General features: G+C 72.5%; 12 protein-coding genes, 1 pseudogene and 1 riboswitch. Of the genes and pseudogenes, 11 read left to right on the top strand and 2 right to left on the bottom strand.

Going from position 1 to position 20,538, the window contains the following annotated elements:
- Positions 1-2: 2 nt before the first annotated feature.
- From ACFWVE_RS11020 to ACFWVE_RS10990, 7 genes are all read left to right on the top strand, one after another.
- Positions 3-5,054, top strand: a complete 5,052-nt coding sequence (locus tag ACFWVE_RS11020) for an amino acid adenylation domain-containing protein (RefSeq protein WP_384010762.1) — start codon at positions 3-5, stop codon at positions 5,052-5,054.
- A gap of 44 nt (positions 5,055-5,098) precedes the next feature.
- Positions 5,099-5,311 (top strand): MbtH family protein, encoded by a 213-nt coding sequence (locus ACFWVE_RS11015; protein ID WP_384010758.1) that lies wholly within the window; start codon positions 5,099-5,101, stop codon positions 5,309-5,311.
- A 61-nt stretch (positions 5,312-5,372) separates the two neighbouring features.
- A complete protein-coding gene (gene hppD / locus ACFWVE_RS11010; protein WP_384010754.1) occupies positions 5,373-6,494 on the top strand; it encodes a 4-hydroxyphenylpyruvate dioxygenase in 1,122 nt (373 codons plus the stop codon).
- Positions 6,491-7,603 (top strand): alpha-hydroxy acid oxidase, encoded by a 1,113-nt coding sequence (locus ACFWVE_RS11005; RefSeq protein ID WP_384010750.1) that lies wholly within the window; start codon positions 6,491-6,493, stop codon positions 7,601-7,603. The genes hppD and ACFWVE_RS11005 overlap by 4 nt, the downstream gene beginning before the upstream one ends.
- Positions 7,600-8,919, top strand: coding sequence for a PLP-dependent aminotransferase family protein (locus tag ACFWVE_RS11000; protein WP_384010747.1), 1,320 nt, complete (start codon positions 7,600-7,602; stop codon positions 8,917-8,919). The genes ACFWVE_RS11005 and ACFWVE_RS11000 overlap by 4 nt, the downstream gene beginning before the upstream one ends.
- Before the next feature lie 1,061 nt (positions 8,920-9,980).
- Complete coding sequence (locus tag ACFWVE_RS10995) at positions 9,981-10,493, top strand: SRPBCC family protein (RefSeq protein WP_384010743.1); 513 nt, start codon at positions 9,981-9,983, stop codon at positions 10,491-10,493.
- 54 nt (positions 10,494-10,547) lie between these two features.
- On the top strand, positions 10,548-12,911 hold the full coding sequence (locus tag ACFWVE_RS10990) for an FdhF/YdeP family oxidoreductase (protein ID WP_384010740.1): 2,364 nt from the start codon (positions 10,548-10,550) through the stop codon (positions 12,909-12,911).
- A gap of 60 nt (positions 12,912-12,971) precedes the next feature.
- Here ACFWVE_RS10990 and ACFWVE_RS10985 read toward each other — a convergent pair whose 3' ends face one another.
- Together ACFWVE_RS10985 and ACFWVE_RS10980 are read right to left on the bottom strand one after the other, a co-directional pair.
- Entirely contained in the window at positions 12,972-14,117 is a 1,146-nt protein-coding gene (locus ACFWVE_RS10985; protein WP_384010737.1) for a HEAT repeat domain-containing protein, read from the bottom strand.
- 6 nt (positions 14,118-14,123) lie between these two features.
- A complete protein-coding gene (locus tag ACFWVE_RS10980) occupies positions 14,124-14,792 on the bottom strand; it encodes a HEAT repeat domain-containing protein (protein ID WP_384010781.1) in 669 nt (222 codons plus the stop codon).
- A gap of 1,155 nt (positions 14,793-15,947) precedes the next feature.
- Between ACFWVE_RS10980 and ACFWVE_RS10975 the strand changes: the two genes are divergently transcribed.
- From ACFWVE_RS10975 to ACFWVE_RS10960, 4 genes and pseudogenes are all read left to right on the top strand, one after another.
- Positions 15,948-17,147, top strand: a complete 1,200-nt coding sequence (locus ACFWVE_RS10975; RefSeq protein ID WP_384010733.1) for a Vms1/Ankzf1 family peptidyl-tRNA hydrolase — start codon at positions 15,948-15,950, stop codon at positions 17,145-17,147.
- Positions 17,148-17,498: 351 nt separating this feature from the next.
- Positions 17,499-18,707 (top strand): MFS transporter, encoded by a 1,209-nt coding sequence (locus ACFWVE_RS10970; protein ID WP_384010729.1) that lies wholly within the window; start codon positions 17,499-17,501, stop codon positions 18,705-18,707.
- A gap of 268 nt (positions 18,708-18,975) precedes the next feature.
- A pseudogene (locus ACFWVE_RS10965) lies at positions 18,976-19,335 on the top strand (aldo/keto reductase); the annotation flags it as partial.
- 290 nt (positions 19,336-19,625) lie between these two features.
- Entirely contained in the window at positions 19,626-19,865 is a 240-nt protein-coding gene (locus tag ACFWVE_RS10960; protein ID WP_384010724.1) for a hypothetical protein, read from the top strand.
- Positions 19,866-20,317: 452 nt separating this feature from the next.
- Positions 20,318-20,530: riboswitch (cobalamin riboswitch) on the top strand.
- Positions 20,531-20,538: the final 8 nt, after the last annotated feature.

The following is a 20,538-nucleotide window of genomic DNA, read 5'->3' as shown; positions in this document are numbered from 1 at the left end:
TCCTGCTGCCGGATCTGCGGCAGGCGTGGGAGTCGGTGGCGGCCGGGGAGCCGGTGCGGCTGGACCCGGTGGGCACGTCGTTCCGGCGCTGGGCGAAGCTGCTCGGCGAGCGGGCGCAGGACCCGGCGCTGCTGGAGGAACTCCCGTACTGGCAGGAGACGTCGAGAAGCGGTGAGCCGACGCTCGGCAGCCGGGACCTGGACCCCGCGCGCGACACCGCCGGCACGGCGCGGCACCTGACGGTGACGCTGCCGGGGGCGCACACGGCACCGCTGCTGTCGTCCGTCCCGGCCGCCTTCCACGGCGGCGTCAACGACGTGCTGCTGGGCGCGCTGGCCCTCGCGGTGCGCCAGTGGCGCGAGGCGCGGGGCGTGGACCCCGACGGAGGGGTGCTCGTCGACCTGGAGGGTCATGGCCGCGACGGCGACCGGGCGGACGTGGACCTCTCCCGCACGGTGGGCTGGTTCACCCGCGTCCACCCCGTACGGCTCGACGTCACCGTCTCCGGGGACGACCCCGCGGACGCCGTCAAGCGGGTCAAGGAACAGCTGCGGGCGGTACCCGGCGACGGCTTCGGGTACGGCCTCCTCCGCCACCTCAACGCCGACACCGCGCCCGTGCTCGCCGGTCTCGCCGAGCCGCAGATCGGCTTCAACTACCTCGGGCGCACGCCGACGTCCGCCTCCCCGCCCGGTGCCGACTGGTCGCCGGTCGCACAGCCCGGGGGACCCGACGCCGATCCGGCCACCCCGCTCGCGCACGCCTTGGACATCAACGCCGTCACGGTCGACGGGGCGGACGGCCCGGTGCTGGCGGCGACGTTCTCGTGGGCGGGGGAGCTGCTCGACGAGGCCGAGGTGCGGGACCTGGCCGAGCGGTGGCTGCGGTCGCTGGAGACGCTGGCGCGCACCGGCGCCGAGACCGGCGGCCACACGCCGTCCGACTTCCCCCTCGTGCCCCTGACCCAGGAGCAGGTGGAGGCCCTCGAGGCCGCGCATCCCGGCCTGGAGGACGTCCTTCCGCTCTCCCCGCTCCAGGACGGCTTCCTGTTCCACGCGCTGTACGACGCCCAGGACACCGACGTCTACACCGCCCAGCTCGTACTCGACCTGGCCGGCCCCCTGGACGCGTCGGTCCTGCGCGAGGCATGGACGGCACTGCTGCGCCGGCACGCCAACCTGCGGGCCGGGTTCGTCCACGACGCCACCGACGCCCCCGTCCAGGTCATCGTGCGCGACCCCGAACTGCCCTGGCGCACCGTGGACCTGACCGGCGTACCGGCGACGGAGCACACCGTCCGGCGTGACCGCGTCGCCGAGGAGGAGCGGTCGGCGCGGTTCGACCTGTCGCGGCCTCCGCTGCTGAGGATCGCGCTGGTCAAGCACGACGAGGAGCACCACAGCCTCGTCCTGACGCCGCACCACATCCTGCTCGACGGCTGGTCCATGCCCGTGCTGCTCCGCGAGATGTTCACGCTGTACGCGGCGCGGGGCTCGGCGGCCGGGCTGCCCGCCGTCACCCCGTACGGCGACTACCTCGCCTGGCTCGCGGCCCAGGACCGGGAGGCCGCCAGGGCCGCCTGGACCGCCGAGCTGGCCGGGCTGGACGAGCCGACGCTGCTCGCCCCCGCGGCGGCCGGCGCGTCCACGGCCGAACCCGGCCACGTCGCCCTGGAACTGCCCTCCGACACGGTCGCGGCCCTGCACCGGCTGGCCCGGGAAGCGGGCCTGACGGTCAACACCCTGGTGCAGGGCGCCTGGGCGGTGCTGCTGTCCCGCATGACGGGCCGTGACGACGTCGTCTTCGGCGCCACGGTCGCGGGCCGCCCGCCGGAGGTCGCCGGGATCGAGTCCATGGTCGGACTCTTCATCAACACGCTGCCCGTCCGGGTCGCCCTCGACCCGCGGGCAACCGTCCGCCAGACGCTCACCGGACTCCAGACCGGCCAGTCGTCCCTGATGACCCACCAGCACCTCGGTCTGAGCGAGGTCACGAGGCTGTCCGGCCACCCCGCGCTCTTCGACACCCTCGTGGTCTTCGAGAACTACCCGGTCGACCGGGAGTCGCTCGCCCCTCGGGCGGACGCCTTTGGGCCGCGGCTCACCGGGGTGAAGGGCCGGGACGCCACCCACTACCCGCTGAGCCTGATCGTGACCCAGGGGTCCCGGAGAACCGAAGGCTCACCGGACTCCCCGGGCGGTGCCCTCACCCTCCGCCTCGGCTACCAGCCCGCGCACTTCGACCACGCGGCCGTGACCGCGCTGGCGGAACGGCTGGGCCTGCTGCTGCGGGAGTTCGCCACGGAGCCCGGCCGGAGGCTGGTGGCCGTCGACGTGCTCCGTGACGAGGAACGCGAACTGGTCCTCACCCGGTGGAACGACACGGCGGTGCCCCTCGCGCCGACCACCCTCCCCGAGCTGTTCGCCGCCCAGGTCACCCGTACACCCGACGCGCCGGCCGTCGTCCACGGGACACAGCGGCTGACCTACAGCGAGCTGGCCGCCCGCGCCTCCGCCCTCGCCGACCGCCTGCGCCGGGCCGGAGCCGGACCGGAGACCCATGTCGCCGTCGCCGTGCCCCGCTCCGCCGACCTGGTCATAGCCCTCCTGGCGGTACTCGGGACGGGCGCCGCGTACGTCCCCGTCGACCCGGGCCTTCCGGCGGAACGCATCGCCCTGCTCCTTGGGGACACCGAACCGGTCCGGATCCTGGTCACCGAAGCGGTGGCGGCACAGTCCCCGCTGCCCGCAGGTGACACGCCCGTTCTCGTCGTGGACGCCGACACCGGCGACGAGACGCGCATCTCCGGAATGGAGACCGCCCCCGACCCGCGCAACCCCGCCTACGTCATCCACACCTCCGGCTCCACCGGCCGGCCCAAGGGCGTCGCCGTCTCGCACGAGGCCGTCGTCAACCGCCTGCTGTGGATGCAGGACGCGTACGGGCTCACCGCCGGGGACCGGGTGCTGCACAAGACCCCGACCGGCTTCGACGTCTCCGTGTGGGAGCTGTTCTGGCCGCTCGTCACCGGCGCGGCCCTGGTCGTCGCCCGTCCCGACGGGCACCGGGACCCGGCCTACCTCGCGGAGCTGATACGCGCCGAACACGTGACGACGGCGCACTTCGTGCCGTCGATGCTCGGCGCGTTCCTCGACGAGCCCGCCGCGGCCGGGTGCACCGGACTGCGCCGGGTGGTGTGCAGTGGCGAGGAACTCCCCGCCGACCTGGCGGCCCGCTTCCACACCGTGCTGCCCGAGGTGCCGCTGCACAACCTGTACGGCCCCACGGAGGCGGCCGTCGACGTCACCCACTGGGACTGCGAGCCGGGCGCCCGGGGCCCCGTGCCGATCGGCCGGCCGATCTGGAACACCCGGGTGTACGTCCTGGACGCGGCGCTGCGTCCGGTGCCGCCCGGGGCCACCGGCGAGCTGTACCTCGCCGGGGTACAGCTGGCGCGCGGCTACCACGGCAGGCCCGCGCCGACCGCCGAACGCTTCGTCGCCGACCCGTTCGACCCGTACGGCACGGGCGGGCGCATGTACCGCACCGGCGACCTGGCGCGCCGGCGCGCCGACGGCGCACTGGAGTACCTGGGCCGCGCCGACCAACAGGTCAAGGTGCGCGGGGTACGGATCGAGCCGGGCGAGGTCGAGGCGGTCCTGCGCGCTCACCCCGGCATCGCCCGCGCCGCCGTCGTCGTACGGGCCGACGGGTGGGGCGAGACACGGCTGATCGCCTACGCCGTGCCCACCGTCGCCGACCCGGCCCCCGCGTCCGTCGAACCGGCCCTGCTGCGGCAGTACGTCGCGGACCGTCTGCCGGAGTACATGGTGCCCGCGGCCGTCGTCACCCTGCCGGACCTGCCCCTCACCGTGAACGGCAAACTGGACCGCAAGGCGCTGCCCGAACCCTCGTTCACCGCGCCCGGAAGCGGGCGCCCGCCGCGCGACGCCGAGGAGCGGCGGCTCTGCGAGCTGTTCGCCGAGGTGCTCGGCGTGGACCGGGTCGGCCCCGGGGACAGCTTCTTCGAGCTGGGTGGACACTCGCTGCTCGCGGTCCGGCTGCTGGGCCGTATCCGCTCGGCCACCGGCTCCGGCTCCGGTACCGCCCTGGGCATCCGCTCGCTGCTGGACGCGCCCACCCCCGAGGCCCTGGCCCGTCTGCTGCGTTCCGGCAGCGGGCGCGGGACCGGAGCCGAGGAGGCCACGCGGGCCCTGGAGGTCCTGCTGCCGCTGCGCGCCACGGGCACCCGACCACCCTTGTTCTGCGTCCACCCGTGGGCCGGGCTGAGCTGGCCGTACGCCGGCCTGCTCCGCTCCCTCGGCGAGGACCGGCCGCTGTACGGGCTCCAGGCCAGGGGGCTGGCCCGGGCCGAGGAACCGCCCGCGTCCGTGGGCGAGATGGCCGAGGACTACCTGGCCCGGATCCGCGAGGTCCAGCCCGAGGGCCCGTACCACCTGCTGGGCTGGTCCTTCGGCGGCCTGGTGGCCCACGAGATGGCGGTGCGGCTGCGCGAGGCGGGGGAGGAGGTCGCGCTGCTGGCCCTGCTCGACGCCTACCCGCCCGACGCGACAGCCGCCGCCGTCGCCAAGCGTGCCGAGGCCGACGGATCGCCCTCGCAGGACTGGACGGACGGTGACGTCCTCGCCCGGCTGCTGCGGTTCCTCGGCCACGAGGCACCCGGCTTCCCGGACGGCGGCCCGGTGGACGCGGAGGCGGCCCGCGAGGTCCTGCGGCGCGAGGGCGCGCCACTCACCGACATCCCGCCGCGGACGCTGCGGGTGTGGCCCGGCGTCGCCGCCCGCCACGCCCGGCTGCAACGGGAGTTCGTCCCCCGGCACTTCGACGGTGACGTCCTGCTGTTCACCGCCGAACCGGACCCGGGGACGGACGCGCCGGCCCCCGCATCCTGGACGCCGTACGTCGGCGGACGCCTCGACCCGCACCCCGTCGCCTGCGGCCACCACGACATGACTCTGCCCGGCCCCGTCACGGAGATCGGCCGTGCCCTCGCGGAACGTCTGAAGAGCACCGACCGCCCCCACACCGCCTGACCCCTGTCCGACCGACCCCACCCACCCCAGTACGGAGCACCCCCATGACCAACCCCTTCGAGAACGACGACGCCCAGTACCTGGTCCTCGTCAACGACGAACTGCAGCACTCCCTCTGGCCGGTCTTCGCCGACGTCCCCGCCGGCTGGACCGTCGCCCTCCCGGCCGCGAGCCGTCAGGAATGTCTCGATTACGTCGAGAAGAACTGGACGGACATGCGGCCCAGGAGCCTGGCCGACGCCATGGCCGAGCAGTGACCACTCCGAGCCCCCACTCCCTGCCCTCGAACACCACGGAACACCCCGTGAGGAGAACGACATGACAGACACCGCACCCGCCACCTCCCTGCGCGTCGGCCACGTCGAGCTGTACGTCACCGATGCCGAGGCCGCCGCGTCGGTCTTCGCCGACGGCTACGGCTTCCAGGTCTGCGCCACCGCCGAACGCGGCGGCCCCGAGGGCGCTTCCCGCTCCCTCGCGCTGCGCCAGGGCGACATCGTCCTCGTGGTGACCCAGGCGCTCGACGACAGCCACCCGGCCGCCGCCTACGTGGCGCGGCACGGCGACGGCATAGCCGACATCGCGCTGACCGCCCGCGACGCCCGCGAGGCCTTCGCCGACGCCCTCTCGCGCTCCGCCACGCCCCTCGCCGAGCCCACCGAGCGGGAGGGCTGGGTCACCGCCGTCATCGCCGCCGGTTTCGACGACGTACGCCACACCCTGGTCCAGCGGCCCGCCGGCCACACGGACACGACCGTCCCGCTGCCCGGCTTCGAGCCGGTGGCCGGGTCCGCCGCCTCCGGGGAGCCGAAGCCGGTGGGCCTGACGGTCCTCGACCACGTCGCGGTCAGCGTCCCCATGGGCCGGCTGGCCGAGAGCACCGGCTACTACGAACGGGTCTTCGGCTACGAGTCCGTGTACGAGGAGCTGATGGTCCAGGGCACCGAGGCCATGGACTCCAAGGCCGTCCGCAGCCCCGCCGGGGACCTCACCTTCACGGTCCTCGCGCCGAGCCCGGAGCACGACGCCGGTCACATCGGTGACTTCCTGGAGCGGCACGGCGGCGGCGGCGTGCACCACCTGGCCTTCGCCACCACCGACATCATCGGCACCGTCGACCGGATGCTCGAGCGCGGCATCGTCTTCCTCGGCACCCCCGACACGTACTACGACCGGCTGGAGCAGCGCCTCCAGCTGAACCGCCACTCGATCGCCGAGCTGCGCAAGAGCCGCATCCTCGCCGACGAGGACCACGGCGGCCAGCTCTTCCAGATCTTCACGCGGACCGTCCACCCCAAGCGCACGGTCTTCTACGAGATCATCGAGCGCGCCGGCGCGGACAGCTTCGGCGGCGGCAACGTCCGCGCGCTGTACGACGCCGTACAGGCGGAGAAGGCCGAGCACGAGGCCGCCGCGAACGCCGACGGGGAGACCGCGTGACCGACCCGGCACTCGCCGGCCTGCTCACCCCCGCCGACACGGAGGCTCTGGCGGCGGCGGTCCTGCCCGCCGCCGTGGAGCGCTTCGTCGGCGGGGCGGCGGGCGCGGAACTCACGCTCCGCGCCAACCGCGCCGCGTTCGACCGGCTCCACCTCGTTCCCCGGGTGCTCGCGGACGTCTCGTCCGTCGGCACCACCCGCACCCTGCTCGGCACGGAAAGCGCCCTTCCGGTGGCCGTGGCCCCGATGGCGTACCAGAGGGCCGTGCACCCGGACGGCGAACTGGCCGCCGCCCGCGCCGCCCGGGACGCCGGTGTCCCGTTCACCGCGTGCACCTTCAGCAGCACCGCCGTGGAGGACATCGCCGCCACCGGCGCCACCACCTGGTTCCAGCTGTACTGGCTGCGCGACCGCGGCCACACCGAGGAACTGCTGGAGCGCGCGGAGGCGTCCGGCTGCCGCGCGCTGATGCTGACCGTCGACACACCGAGGATGGGACGCCGGGCGGCCGACATGCGCGGCGCCTTCGCCCTGCCCGACGGGGTGTCGCCCGTGCACTTCGGTCCCCGCCCCGACGGTGTGCCGCGCACCGCGAGCAGCGGCGTGAGCGCGGTCGCCGCGCAGACCGCCAACGTCGTCGACCCGTCCCTCAGCTGGGCCGACCTGGACTGGCTGCGCGCACACACCCGGCTGCCGCTGGTCCTCAAGGGCGTGCTGGACCCGGCCGACGCCGAACGCGCCGCGGCCTGCGGTGCGGACGCGCTGGTGGTCTCCAACCACGGCGGCCGCCAGCTCGACGGCGCCCTGCCCGCGCTCGACGCCCTGCCCGCCGTGGCCGAGGCCGTCGCGGGGCGGTGCGAGGTGCTCTTCGACAGCGGTGTCCGCAGCGGTACGGACGTCCTGAAGGCCCTCGCGCTCGGCGCGGACGGCGTGCTGCTGGGCCGCCCCGTGCTGTGGGGCCTGGCGGCCGGCGGGCACCAGGGTGTGCTCAGGGTCCTCCGACTGCTCGGCGAGGAACTGGAGTCGTCCCTCGCGCTGGCCGGCTGCCCGGACCTCGCCGCGGCGGCACGGCTGCGCACCGTCGTCAGCCCGGGAGGGGAACCGCGATGACCACGGCGAGCACGGTCTCGGACGGCCTCGACCTCACCGCGCTGCACCCCTCGGTGGGCGACCCGCTGCTCTCCTCGATGAACTTCCTCAACGAGATCGCGGGCCGCTACCCGGACGCGCTCTCCCTCGCCGCCGGCACACCGTACGAGGGGTTCTACGACGTCGAGGACATCCACCGCGCGCTGCGGGTCTTCAGCGACCACCTGCGCACCGAACAGGGGTACGGCGAGGAGCGGGTCCGGCGCACCCTGCTCCAGTACGGACGCACCAAGGGCATCATCCACGAGCTGATCGCCCGCCAGCTGTCCGTGGACGAGGGCATCGACGTCGACCCGGAGGCCGTCCTCGTCACCACGGGCTGCCAGGAGGCACTGTTCCTCACCCTGCGGCTGCTGCGCCGCGACGACCGTGACGTGCTGCTGGCCGTCACGCCCGCCTACGTCGGCGTCACCGGGGCGGCACGCCTCCTGGACCTGCCGGTGCACCCGGTCGCCGAGGGACCGGACGGCGTCGATCCGGACGACCTGCGGCGGCGTATCGGCGAGGCCCGCGCCGCCGGGCTGCGCCCGCGCGCCCTGTACGTCGTCCCCGACCACGCGAACCCCTCGGGCATCCGGATGCCGGAGCCGGTACGCCGCGACCTCCTCGACCTCGCGGAACAGGAGGACATCCTCCTCCTGGAGGACAACCCGTACGGCCTCTTCCCGCGTCGGGGGCACCGGCTCCCGACCCTGAAGGCGTTGGACACCGCACGCCGTGTCGTCCACCTCGGTTCGCTGGCGAAGACGGTGTTCCCGGGGGTACGGATCGGCTACGCGGTGGCCGACCAACAGGTCGGGGCAGGACCGTACCTGGCGGACCTGCTCGCCAAGGCCAAGAGCATGGTCACCGTCAACACCTCGCCGATCGCCCAGGCCGTGGCCGGGGGGAGGCTGCTGGAACACGGGTGCAGCCTGGTCCGCGCCAACGAACGGGAGAGCGAGGTGTACCGGGAGGGCCTCGGCCGGATCGTCGACGGGCTGGCCCGCCGTTTCCCCGACCCGTCGGCGTCCGGGATGAGCTGGAACAGCCCCGAGGGCGGCTTCTTCGTCGTCGTCGACGTGCCGTTCGACGTCACCGACGCGGTGCTGGAGCGCTCGGCCCGCGACCACCGTGTGCTGTGGACGCCGCTGCACCACTTCTACGACGCGGCGGCGTCGGAGACCGGAGCCGGCGTCGGACCGTTGCGCTGTCTGCGCCTGTCGTGCAGCGCTCTCGGACCGGAAGACACCGAGGAGGCGCTCGACCGGTTCGCCGCCTTCGTACGCTCAGCCTGAGCACGGCGCTTGTGGCAAGTGGGCCCACCACCAGCCCTACACCTCTGCGTGGAACCCCAAGCCACAGGCGCCGCCCGTCCGTCCGTAGGGGCTCCGCTGCGACCACTGGACCTGGGCTCCCGTCGGCCGTCACAGTGAGTGATGGTGGGTGATCCTGCAGCGCAGTCTTCCGGGCCCTCCGGAAGGCAGGCCCGCGCGACGCCGGTCAGCACGACTCTGTACCCGTGCTGGTTCGGTGCTGACCTCCCGCCCATGAAGCAGCCCAAAGCGCAGGTTCCAGCGCTGATCAAGTGATTTGTCGTACCACTCGACGGTGGCGCCGACGAGGGACGCGGCGACGATGCGCTTGAGGTTGCCGGGGGTGAGGGCGGGGGCGGGTACGTGTCGGCACACCGTAGGAACACGCAGGTCAGAGGCACATGTGGTGGGGCAACATAGTTTTGGGTCAGGGTGTGCGTGCGGTCCCCAGGCCGGCGTTTCAGAGACACGAACCAATGCTTCCCCCGGCGAAGAGTCGCTTTCGGCGACTTTCCCGGGTCTGGTGGTAGGGACAGGTCTGCCAGGAGCAGGTTCCGGAATGCCAGAGGCTTCACGGCGGTCGCCCATGTTGTCATGGTCGATCACGCCCTGGGACAGGCTCGGTGTGTCAATGCCGGAGCGGCGTTCTTCGAGAGGGCGGACCAGGCGTGGGGTTCGCGGCGCCCCAGGGGTGCCGGCGTCGTCCCGATCCCGCGAAGGCCCGGCAGCGACCTCCGTCCCGTCCCACCCCGGCGGCACACGGGCACCCCCGGGCAGCGCCCCGGCGACACGGAAGCCGGGGACACCGAATCCGTTGGCAGGAGGCCGGGGCGCCGGTCCGGCCGCGGCGCACAGGCGGCGCCCTTCGCCGACCGGAGGTAGCCGGCGCGCCTGTGCGCGCCGACCACCCGTATGCCCGACCACCGATCGGCATAAGACGGTACTTCCCGGAGACTCGATGGTGCGAGCGTGGATGAGCGCGCCCGGTGTCGTGCTGCGCGGCCACCGGTGACGGCGAGTAGACGGGCGAGGTCCTGAAGTCCATGAGCACCATCGAAGAGTCGATCGACATCGACGTCCCGGTCCATGTGGCGTACAACCAGTGGACGCAGTTCAAGACGTTCCCCCGCTTCATGGACGCCGTCAAACGCGTCGACCAGATCCAGGCGGTGATGACCCACTGGGTGACCCGGTTCGGCCCGTGGACGTACGAGTACGACGCGGAGATCGTGGAACAGGTCCCGGACCGGCTGGTCCGCTGGAACGTCCTCGACGAACCCCGGCACACCGGCACGGCGACCTTCGAGGAACTCGACGCCGGCCACTGCCGGGTGACCCTGCGCGTCGACCTGCGGTCCCGGGGAGTCCTGAGACAGGCGGCGACCGCTCTCGGCCTCGCCCGCCGGGTGGTCCACACCGCTCTGACGTCCTTCAAGGAGTTCACCGAGGGGCAGGGCCGCGAGACCGGCGCCTGGCGCGGCGAGATCAGCGGGGGCCACGTCCAGCCCACCGAGGGCCGGAGCCGTCCTGATGTGCCCACCTGGCCGATCGGCTGACCGGCGGGCCCGTACCCGGCGGACCGGCCACGGGACCGCACGGGCGTCAGGGGGATGCAGGACACGGAGCGAGGAGAGATCACGTTGCAGAAGCCGCCGAGCGAGGAACCGACCGACGACCGCCTCGAGGTCACCCCGCCCCGGACCTGTGCCGCGGGCGTACCAGCGGTGTACCACGCGATGAAGTACTCCCTGGGCCAGACATCGGCCCGGCGTACGGGGCTCACGCTGCTGAATCTCAACCAGGTCCGCGGCTTCGACTGCCCCGGCTGCGCGTGGCCCGAGCCCGAACCGGGGCACCGTCCCATGAACGAGTACTGCGAGAACGGCGCCAAGCACACCAACGACGAGGCCACCTCGCGCCGTGTCACGGCTGACTTCTTCCGCCGGTACTCGATCAGCGAGCTGGCCGAGAAGTCCGACCGGTGGCTCAACCAGCAGGGCCGCCTCACCCGGCCCATGGTCAAGCGGCCCGGCTCCGACCACTACGAGCCCATCAGCTGGAGCGCAGCCCTCGACCTGCTCGCCGACGATTTGAAGGCGCTGGACTCCCCGAACGAGGCGATCCTCTACACCTCCGGCCGCGCCAGCAACGAGGCCGCGTTCGTCCTCCAGCTCTTCGCCCGCGCGTTCGGCACCAACAACCTGCCGGACTGCTCCAACATGTGCCACGAATCCAGTGGCACCGCGCTCAACGAGACCCTCGGCACCGGCAAGGGCGACGTGTCACTGCGCGACATCCACCACGCCGACCTCATCCTGGTCGTCGGCCAGAACCCGGGCACCAACCACCCCCGGATGCTGTCCGCGCTGGAGGAGTGCAAGCGCCGTGGAGGCAGGATCGTCGCCGTCAACCCGCTGCCCGAGGCGGGCCTGGCCCGCTTCAAGCAGCCCCAGCGGCCCCGCGGCATCATCGGTCGCGGCACACAGATCGCCGACCGCTTCCTCCACATCAGGATCGGCGGAGACCTGGCCCTGTTCCAGGCGCTCAACCTCCTGCTCCTGGAGGCGGAGGAGGCCGCGCCCGGCACCGTCCTCGACCAGGACTTCATCAACGCCCAGACCAAGGGCTTCGAGGAGTTCACCCGGCACCTGCGCGCCACCGTCTCCTGGCCCGAGGTCGAGAAGGCCACCGGTCTGACCCGCGCCCGGATCGAGGACGTGCGCGACATGGTCCTCGAGAGCAAGCGCGTGATCGTCTGCTGGGCGATGGGCCTGACCCAGCACAAGCACGGTGTGCCCACCATCCGCGAGGTGGTCAACTTCCTGCTGCTGCGCGGCAACATCGGCCGGCCCGGCGCCGGTGCCTGTCCCGTGCGAGGTCACAGCAATGTGCAGGGCGACCGGACCATGGGCATCTGGGAGCGGATGCCGGACCACTTCCTCGACGCCCTCGCCCGCGAGTTCCACTTCGAGCCGCCCCGCGAGCACGGCTGGGACTCCGTCGACTCCGTCCGGGCCATGCGCGACGGCCGCGCCACGGTCTTCCTCGGCCTGGCCGGGAACTTCGTCCGTGCCATCTCGGACAGCGAGGTCAGCGAGGCCGCCATGCGCAACTGCCGGTTGACCGCGCACATCTCCACCAAGCTCAACCGCTCCCACGTCGTGTGCGGCGAGAGCGCCCTGATCCTGCCCACCCTCGGCCGCACCGAGCGGGATGCGCAGGCCACCGGCGAGCAGTTCGTCACCGTCGAGGACTCCATGAGCCGGATCCACGCCTCCCGCGGCGTCCTCGAGCCGGCCTCCAAGCACCTCCTCAGCGAGGTCGCCATCCTCAGCCGCCTGGCCCGCCGCACCCTCGGCGACAGGGCCTCCGTTCGCTGGGAACGCTTCGAGACCGACTACGACTGCATCCGCGACCACATCTCCCGCGTCGTCCCCGGCTTCGAGGACTTCAACACACGCGTCCGCCGCCCCGGTGGCTTCGGCCTGTCCAACCCGGTCAACGAGGGCGTCTTCGCCACACCCGTCGGCAAGGCCCTCTTCAGCCGCAACGACTTCGAGGCCCTGACCGCCCCGCCCGGCCATCTGATCCTGCAGAGCCTGCGCTCCCACGACCAGTGGAACACCGTTCCGTACACGGACGACGACCGTTACCGCGGCATCCACGGCTCCCGCCGCGTCGTCTTCGTCAACTGGTACGACATGCGCGAACTCGGCCTGGAAGAGGGCTCGTCGGTCGACCTGGTCGGCGTCTGGAAGGACGGTGCCGAGCGCCGGGCGGAGAACTTCCGGGTGGTCGGCTACCCGACCTCACGGGGCTGTGCGGCGGCCTACTACCCGGAGACCAATGTGCTGGTGCCGCTGGACAGCGTGGCGGACCTGAGCAATACGCCGACGTCGAAGGGAATCGTGGTGCGGCTGGACCCCCGGGAGGGGGCGCGTGCGACGGCGGCGGGAGAAGGAGCTTCGTCCTGATCCCTGCCGCGGCAGCGTCGCCGCGGTCCCGGCCGCACCGCCCGACGGCCCGATGATCCCTCACTCCGGGGGCCGCTCCCGCCCCGGGAGCTGCCGGAGCCGGTCTCGACGCCGGCCGGGGGCCGCCTTCCTCACGCCGGGGTGGGGGCGAGGACGGGTGGCAACCGGTCCCCAAACGTCCGGCACCCCGGGAAAGGCCCGTTGTCGTGCGTCGCGCAGCTCGAGAATGTATGCCGCGGTAAGCGCAACGGCACGATCTCGGTCATGTGAGAGGTCCGCGAGGGCGCGTGACGCGGTGGTCCCCGGGATGTCCGCGAGCGCCTGCGTCAGCCGTCGACGTGCAGACGGTTCGATGGTGTCGTGGGCGAGGCGGTCGACGAGCCCGGTGGCGATCCGGTCCGCCAACGCGGGATCACTCGCCAGCGTGCTCAGCGCATCGGCCGCATCGACGTCGTTCGTCTCCTCGACGATCATGTCGACGAGCGTCGGGACCGCGTCGGCCACCCCACGTGCCCCGAGTGCCAGAGCCGCACACCTGCGCACCACGATGTCGGAGTTCGTGAGGGCGTCCCGCAGCAGTGCGGTCGCCTCGCCGTTCGGAATCCCGGCGATGGACCGGACGGCACGTTTCCGGACCTCGGTCACCGGTGAGCGCAGGCCCTCCGCCAGCAGTGCCGGTCCGCCACCGCCCGATCGCGCCAGAGCCCATCGAAGGGCTCCGGCGACGTTCGGGTCTGTCTCGCTCAGCGCCGCTTCGACGAGGGCTTCCACCGGCGCAGGGGACTCTCCGACCGAGGACAGGGCCGCGCGCTGGCGCTTTCCGGCATTCTCCGACCCCAGGGCCTGGAGGAGTGCGACGATCCGGAGGACCTCCTCCCAGCCGGTGGGTTCCGCGGCACCGGTCCGACGGAGTCGCGTGAGCAGCTCCGTCTCGCGCGCGATGCGTTCTCGCGTCCGGCGGACGAGGTCGTCGACGAGCTCCGAGGGTGTGAAGCCGGGATCGTCCAGCGCGCGTCCGGCTTCACGCAGCGACAGCCCCAGTGACCGCAGGCTCTCGATATGGAAGATGCGCCGGATGTCCTCGCCGGAGTACTCCCGGTATCCGGCCTCGGTACGACCCGTGGGCCGCACCAGGCCGAGCGAGTCGTAATGCCTGAGCATGCGGGCGCTGACCCCGGACCGTCGTGCCACATCACCGATCAACACTGCCTGTCATCCTTCCTGGCTGGTCGTACCGAGGGCCACGAGGCGCTTCGCCTCCTCGATCGCGAACTCGAATCCGGCATCCGGGTCGCGCCACAGCCGTCCCGCGGCGATCGCGTGCTGACGCACGCGAGGGGCGGGATCCGTCCTCGCGGCGCGCAGGATCGGCGTGATCACCTCACCGAGTGCGATCAGTGCCCGGCTGAGGCTCAACTGCGTCTCACGTCCGCCGCGCCCGAGCTGTGTCGCCAGCACTCCGGCCAGCCCGGGTCCTTCGCCCTCGGGCACGAGGACGACCGCTGCCCGCCAGGCGCTCCGCGCCACCTCGTCGTCGGCGTCGGTCAGAAGCGCCTGTGTGATCGCCGGCCACGCTTGCCGATCCCCGATCTTGGACAGCGTATGCACCGCCTGACTTCGTGCCTGCGCACGCTCCGAGCGGAGTTCATCGATGAGCCGCGGGACCGTCCTTGATGACGAGTGGCGGGTGAGTGCCCACGTGAGCATGTCGCGCACATGGAACTCGGGCTCGATCGCGCATCGTTCGATGAGCTTGTCGACGAACCGAGGGTCTGGGGCCGTGCCGACCGCCAGCGCGGCCCGCAGCCGCGCCGACGAGTTGCTGTCCTCCAATCCCCGGAGAGCTCGCATCGTGTCCGTGTGCTCTTTCGGCATGGTCATCGGGACCACCTCCCTGGCCGCAGTGAAGACCTTGTCACTGTGTCAAGGTCAAGTGGGCCACGCCGTGAGGTGGCCAGGTGCCCTCTGCCCACCGGGTCCGGTGCTTGTCACGTCGGACGAGACGTGTGTGACGTCATGGGGCTTGTGGGTGCAGTTCCCGGCGTGGTGCGAGCCGTCGATCCACGACTTTCAAGGTGTCCCGGGTGGCTTCGAAGGGGAGGAGAAGCGTTCGGGGCCCGGCTCGACGGGCTCGGTGGTGCAACGGAGCGACGCCGTGTCGACCGGGCCCTGGTAGCGCGGGAACTCCTCGATCGTGCCGGGCAGCAGTGACGGTCGGCACGCAGCGCGGCGGACTGCCCGGGCGCCGCAACAGGGCGTACACGCCGTTGCCGATGAGTTCACAGCGGTCACATGCCTGGCGACCCGGACAACGGTTCCTGACATCCGTGGCCGGACCCGCAGCCAGTCGGATCGGGCACGTCCCCGTTCCTCACCCGGCCCGATTTGTTCCGGCGCTGGTTCGGTGCTGACTCCGGGGGGCTCGGTGGCGGGAAAGCAGCAGGTCGCAGCTCCGATCGAATGAATTGTCGACACATCGTAGGAACACGCAGGTCAGGCGCACATGTGGTGGGACACCATAGTTCTGCGTCGGGGTGTGCGCAGCCCTCATGCCGACACGTCGAGAGGCGGATCGGGGGGCCACAACGCGGTAGCACGATGCAGCGACCGACTCAGGCAGTGGCGCGGTCCGGCCGTGCGGACGGACGAACTCGCCATCGCCCACCGGGCCGCACACCCACGAGTCGGCCTGCTGGGGTTCGCCCGCCTCTTGAACGGCGTGCCCGCACGTACACGGTCACCCGCTCGGCCCTCGACGCGCACGGTCGCACGGGGCGTACGAGGCGGTACCGCGTGACCTGCTGCCGGCCTCGCCCGAAAGACCGGACGGGTTCGTCGCCCGGCGCGACATGGCCCGGCCGGCGGACGGCCTCGTCCACGCAGCCCTCGACAAGCCGCTGGCCGACGAGGCGCTCGCTGCCGCCAAGGCGGCCTGACCGGCCCTCCGGGGGGAGGACACGTCGCGCAACCGTGGGTGTCCCCGGCCGCCGTGCGGGCACTCGGCCCCAGAACCGCTGGGACGTATGGGGAGGAACCATGCAATTGTCATTCCTTGAGCCGCTCTTCGACCGTCCCGGCCCCTGGGCGACGGTCTATTTCGGCCCCGGCGAGAACGACGAGTCGGGCGCCAAGCGGCGCGAACTGTCCGTACGGGAAGCCTGCCGGACACTGGAGGAGTACGGCGCTGACGAGGCGACCACGCAGGCGGTCCACGACGACCTGATGGGCGTGAGCCCCGCGGAGGACCCGGCGGGCCGGGTGGTCTTCGCCGCTGGTGGCGAGGTCGTGCTCGGGCATCGTCTCTCCCGGCCCCCGCAGCGGCACATCACGGCCTGGGGTCCTCTGCCACGCCTGACCCCGCTGCTGGAACTGGCCGGTCAGGATCCCGTATGCCTCGTGGCGTACGTCGACCGGGCCGGGGCGGACTTCGAGGTGCGCGGGGCGGCCGGGCGCCCGCGGGACGCCGGCCAGGTGGAGGGCCGGCAGCGGCCGATGCACCGCACGCCCACGGCGGACTGGTCCGAGCGGCACTTCCAGCTCAAGGCCGAGAACACCTGGGAGCACAACGCCGACGAGATCGCGCGGGCGCTGGCCGGAGCGTACGAGGAGTCCGGCGCCGATCTGGTCGTGCTGGTCGGTGACCCCCGCGAACGGCCGGCGGTGCATGACAGGCTCCCCGACGCCGTCCGCGGGGTCACGGTGGAGACCGAGCACGGAGGCCGTGCCGCCGGTTCGTCCTCACCCGCACTCGAGCAGGCCATCGAGCAGGCCCGGAGTCAGTACACCCGCCGTCATGTGGACGAGGTGCTGGAACGCTTCCGCGCAGGACGGGTGGGCACCGACCGGCCCACGGACGCCGTCGAGGGCGTCCCGGCCGTGGTGGAGGCGGCACGCGAGCACCGTATCGACACCCTGTTGATCCGGCCCGACGGGCCGGACCTGAGCCGTGAGACGTGGGTGGGCGCGGAGCCCGATCAGGTGGCGGTGCGCCGGACCGATGCGCAGATCCTCGGCGAGAGCGATCCCGTCTCCGCCCGCGCGGACGACGCGCTGCTGCGGTCGGCCGCCGTCACGACCGCCGACGTGCTGGTCGTTCCGCCACTGGATCCTCGGAATGTTTCCGATGCTCCCGAGGTTTTCGAGGCAGCCGAAGAAGGCGCGGGGGACGACGCCGACATCCCGGTGGGCGGTCTCGGTGCCCTGCTGCGCTGGACGTACGAGCCCACCGTGCGGTGACGGGGGAGCAGCACTCGACCTTGGCCTCCGTACGGTTCCCGCCGTCCGCCGGGGCGGCGGGAACGTGACGGCCGGCACACCGCCTCCTCTGCGCCGGACCCGGGGCGCCGTGAGCAAGGGGGCGAAACGCTGTGGGACCGTGGACAACGTTGCCACGTGTCAATATATGACCAGTCAATTATTTGAATGATCACCGGTCCGCGGGAGTGCCCGCGGCGCCGCCGCCCAGGCGTGCAGCTCGAACCCGCAACGATTGCCATGGGCCGAGAATTCTGAGCTCTGGGGCCAGGGGCCGACGTCGCCCCCTGTTCCCCGCTCCTTACCGCTGCCTTCGAAAAGTTGTTCCGCACCATGCCGCTGGCTCTGCTGGCCCTGGCCGTCGTCGCGTTCGCCATCGGCACGACCGAGTTCGCCACCATGGGGCTGCTGCCCCAGATCGCCGACGGGATCGGTGTGTCCGTGCCGCACGCCGGCAACCTCGTCTCCGCCTACGCGCTCGGTGTCGTCGTCGGCGCGCCCCTGCTGACGGGCATCGGTGCGCGCATGCCCCACAAGCGACTGCTGCTTCTCCTGTCGGGACTGTTCGTGGTCGGCAACGCGGCGTCCGCGCTCGCTCCCGACTTCGGCCTGCTCTTCGCCGCACGGTTCCTGGCGGGCCTGCCGCACGGAGCGCTGTTCGGCGTGGGCGCCGTCGTCGCCTCACGACTGGTCGCCCCGGGGCGCGCGGCACGTGCCGTCTCGAGGGTGTTCCTCGGTCTCACCGTCGCCAACATCGTCGGAGTCCCGGCCAGCACGGCCCTCGGGCAGCAGCTGGGCTGGCGATCCGCCTACTGGGCGGTCACCGTCATCGGACTCGTCGCCCTCGTCATGCTGGCCTGCTTCGTCCCCCACCAGCCGCGTGGCCGGCAGTCCGGCATCCGGACCGAGCTGCGGGCCATGGGCAACAGGCAGGTCGCGATCGGCATGGCCGTCGCCGTGGTCGGGTTCGGCGGATTCTTCGCCGTCTACAGCTACCTGGTGCCCATGCTGACGCATCTGACGGGGATATCGGACTCCTCGACCACTCTGGTCCTCGCGCTCTACGGCGTCGGCATGACGCTCGGCACACTGATCGCGGGTCCGCTCACGGACCGTGCCCTGCGGCCGACGCTGTATGCGGGCCTGGCGCTGCTCGCCGCGGCACTGGTGACGTTCTACTTCACCGTGCACAGCGTCGTGCCCGCCCTGGTGACGATCACCGTCATCGGCGCGATGGGCTCTCTCATCACCACGCCCGTCCAGATGCTGCTCATGGCCAAGGCCAAGAACGCTCCGACGATGGCGGCGGCCTCCAACCACTCCGCGTTCAACCTGGCCAACGCGGGCGGTGCCTGGATCGGCGGCCTGGTCATCTCGGCGGGCTGGGGCTGGGCCGCGCCCAGCCTGGCCGGTGCGGCTCTCGCCCTGGCCGGCCTCGGCCTGGCCTTCACGGGCGGTCTGATGGACCGGGGCAGCAGGCCCTCCGAGGTGGTCATGGAAGGCCCGGCCGTGGCCGACCAGGAGACGCGTACGGCCACGTGAAGACCCGGTAAGAGGGTGAACCGCGCCGGGCCCGTCAGAAGTGCGGGCGGGCCCGGCGCGATGTCCAGGCATCGGCAGGGGGTGCCGGACGTCTCCGGACGAGGTGCCTGCGCAGCGTCGTGAGGATCAGGTGCGGGTGGGGCCCGCGGTGCAGGAACGAGTGAGGCAGTGGACCCTGCCCTGCCGGCCCTTCGCACCGCGCCGTGAACGCCGCCCTCCGCACGGACCGTTACGGCGGCTCGGTCGCCAACCGGATCCGGTTCGCCGTCGGGACGTCGCCACCAACCGCTCCACGTTCATGCCGCAGCGCTTCGACACCACCATCCCCTCCAACCGGGCCAGGCTCGACGCCGTCGAGCGACTCGCCGAGGTCGCCGACGAGGCCGGCCTGACCATGATCCAGCCGGCGCTCGGATTCGCGACCGCGCACCCGACTGTGACCAGCGCGCTGATCGGCCCTCGCACACTGGACCACCTGCGCTCGCAACTCGCCGCCGCCGACACCGTGCTCCCCGCCGACGTACTGGACGCGATCGACGCCGTCGTAGCCCCCGGCACCGACCTGGCCGCGCACGAGAAGAACGACACCCCGCCCGCGCTGCTCGACCCCTCACTGCGCCGCCGTTGACCGTCCGAGGGACAGCGCACGGGGGGAGGGCGCGCACGGCCGTCCGGCGCATGGGCGCCGCCGCCTGCGACGGCCGGCACCTGCGACGGCCGGCACCGAACGCTCCGTGGGTGGCGCCGGCGCAGGCCGCGGCCCGTTCGGGGCCAGGGTGCCGTTGCCTCCGCGGGCGGAGGGCGAGGGCGAGACGGTACAGCCTGCTGTACCACCGATTCGGCGGCCCGGGGGATCGGCCCGCAGGGCACCGGTCCGTAGCGTCGACGACCTCGCACACTTCGACGAAGGAGTCCTCCATGACGCACACCGATGCCTCCCGCTTCACGCAGGTCGCCGACCGCGGTGCGGCACCGGACCACAACGGCGGCGCGGTCGTGATCCGCACCCTGCTCTGGCTGGTCCTGACGATCAGCGTCGTCGGCAACACGGTGGCCTCGTCCATGGGGGCCGGTCTCGGCGTGCACCTGGTTGCCGGCTTGGTCACCGCGGTGTGCGCCACCCTGTTGGTCGTGCGTCACCTGCGGAGCAACCGGTGAGAGCGTCCGCCCGGTCGAGTGCGCGCACCGTCCCGCTCCCATGCCGGGAAGGACTGGCCGGGCGCGCCGGGTCCTCGTGCGTGTCGGGCGCGCGCGTCGGCTTCCTGCTCCTCGTGGGCCGGACCGGACAGGTGTGCCTGCTCGACGGCGGTCCGCAGGCGGGCCGGACGCCGAGCAGCGAGCGGGCCGGGGGAGGGGCGTCCCGCCCAGCACCGTGCCCACCGGCCCGGAGCTGGAGGAGGCCAGTAGGTCCTTGCCCACGTCGGTACGGCCCGGCGGGAGACGTCCGCCCACCCGCGAGAACGGCCGCAGCGTGCTCATCCGAACCCTCTGGCCCGCCACCACGCCCGACCGGCTCGCCACCACGCCCGACCGGCTCGCCACCACCGCCACCGACGGCACCGGGTACGGCAACCCCACACGCTCCGTCCAGGCCGCCCGACCGACGATCTTGATACGCTTCCGGGGCCAGTCGTGCCACATCCGAGGCCAGGGAATCCGGTGAGAATCCGGAACTGACGCGCAGCGGTGAGGGGGACGGGCGGAGCATTCATGACGCCACTGGGGCGGCGGGCCGGCCGGAAGGACGGCGCGCACTGCCCCGGGAAGGCGCTCCGTCCGGACGAACCCGAGTCCGAAGACCTGCTGGCACCCCGCCGCCATGGGCGGTGGG

Origin of the sequence: Streptomyces sp. NPDC058632 (assembly GCF_042717095.1) — a bacterium.
In the GTDB taxonomy this organism is placed as follows: Bacteria; Actinomycetota; Actinomycetes; order Streptomycetales; family Streptomycetaceae; genus Streptomyces.
Note: the sequence above shows the minus strand (reverse complement) of the source record. Positions and strands in the feature narration are given on the sequence as shown.

Bases quoted from the DNA above. Each gene is read 5' to 3' on its own strand.
- ACFWVE_RS11015 (WP_384010758.1), top strand. From the start codon at position 5,099: ATGACCAACCCCTTCGAGAACGACGACGCCCAGTACCTGGTCCTCGTC.
- hppD (WP_384010754.1), top strand. From the start codon at position 5,373: ATGACAGACACCGCACCCGCCACCTCCCTGCGCGTCGGCCACGTCGAG.
- ACFWVE_RS11000 (WP_384010747.1), top strand. From the start codon at position 7,600: ATGACCACGGCGAGCACGGTCTCGGACGGCCTCGACCTCACCGCGCTG.
- ACFWVE_RS10995 (WP_384010743.1), top strand. From the start codon at position 9,981: ATGAGCACCATCGAAGAGTCGATCGACATCGACGTCCCGGTCCATGTG.
- ACFWVE_RS10990 (WP_384010740.1), top strand. From the start codon at position 10,548: ATGCAGGACACGGAGCGAGGAGAGATCACGTTGCAGAAGCCGCCGAGC.
- ACFWVE_RS10980 (WP_384010781.1), bottom strand. From the start codon at position 14,792: ATGACCATGCCGAAAGAGCACACGGACACGATGCGAGCTCTCCGGGGA.
- ACFWVE_RS10975 (WP_384010733.1), top strand. From the start codon at position 15,948: ATGCAATTGTCATTCCTTGAGCCGCTCTTCGACCGTCCCGGCCCCTGG.
- ACFWVE_RS10970 (WP_384010729.1), top strand. From the start codon at position 17,499: ATGCCGCTGGCTCTGCTGGCCCTGGCCGTCGTCGCGTTCGCCATCGGC.
- ACFWVE_RS10960 (WP_384010724.1), top strand. From the start codon at position 19,626: ATGACGCACACCGATGCCTCCCGCTTCACGCAGGTCGCCGACCGCGGT.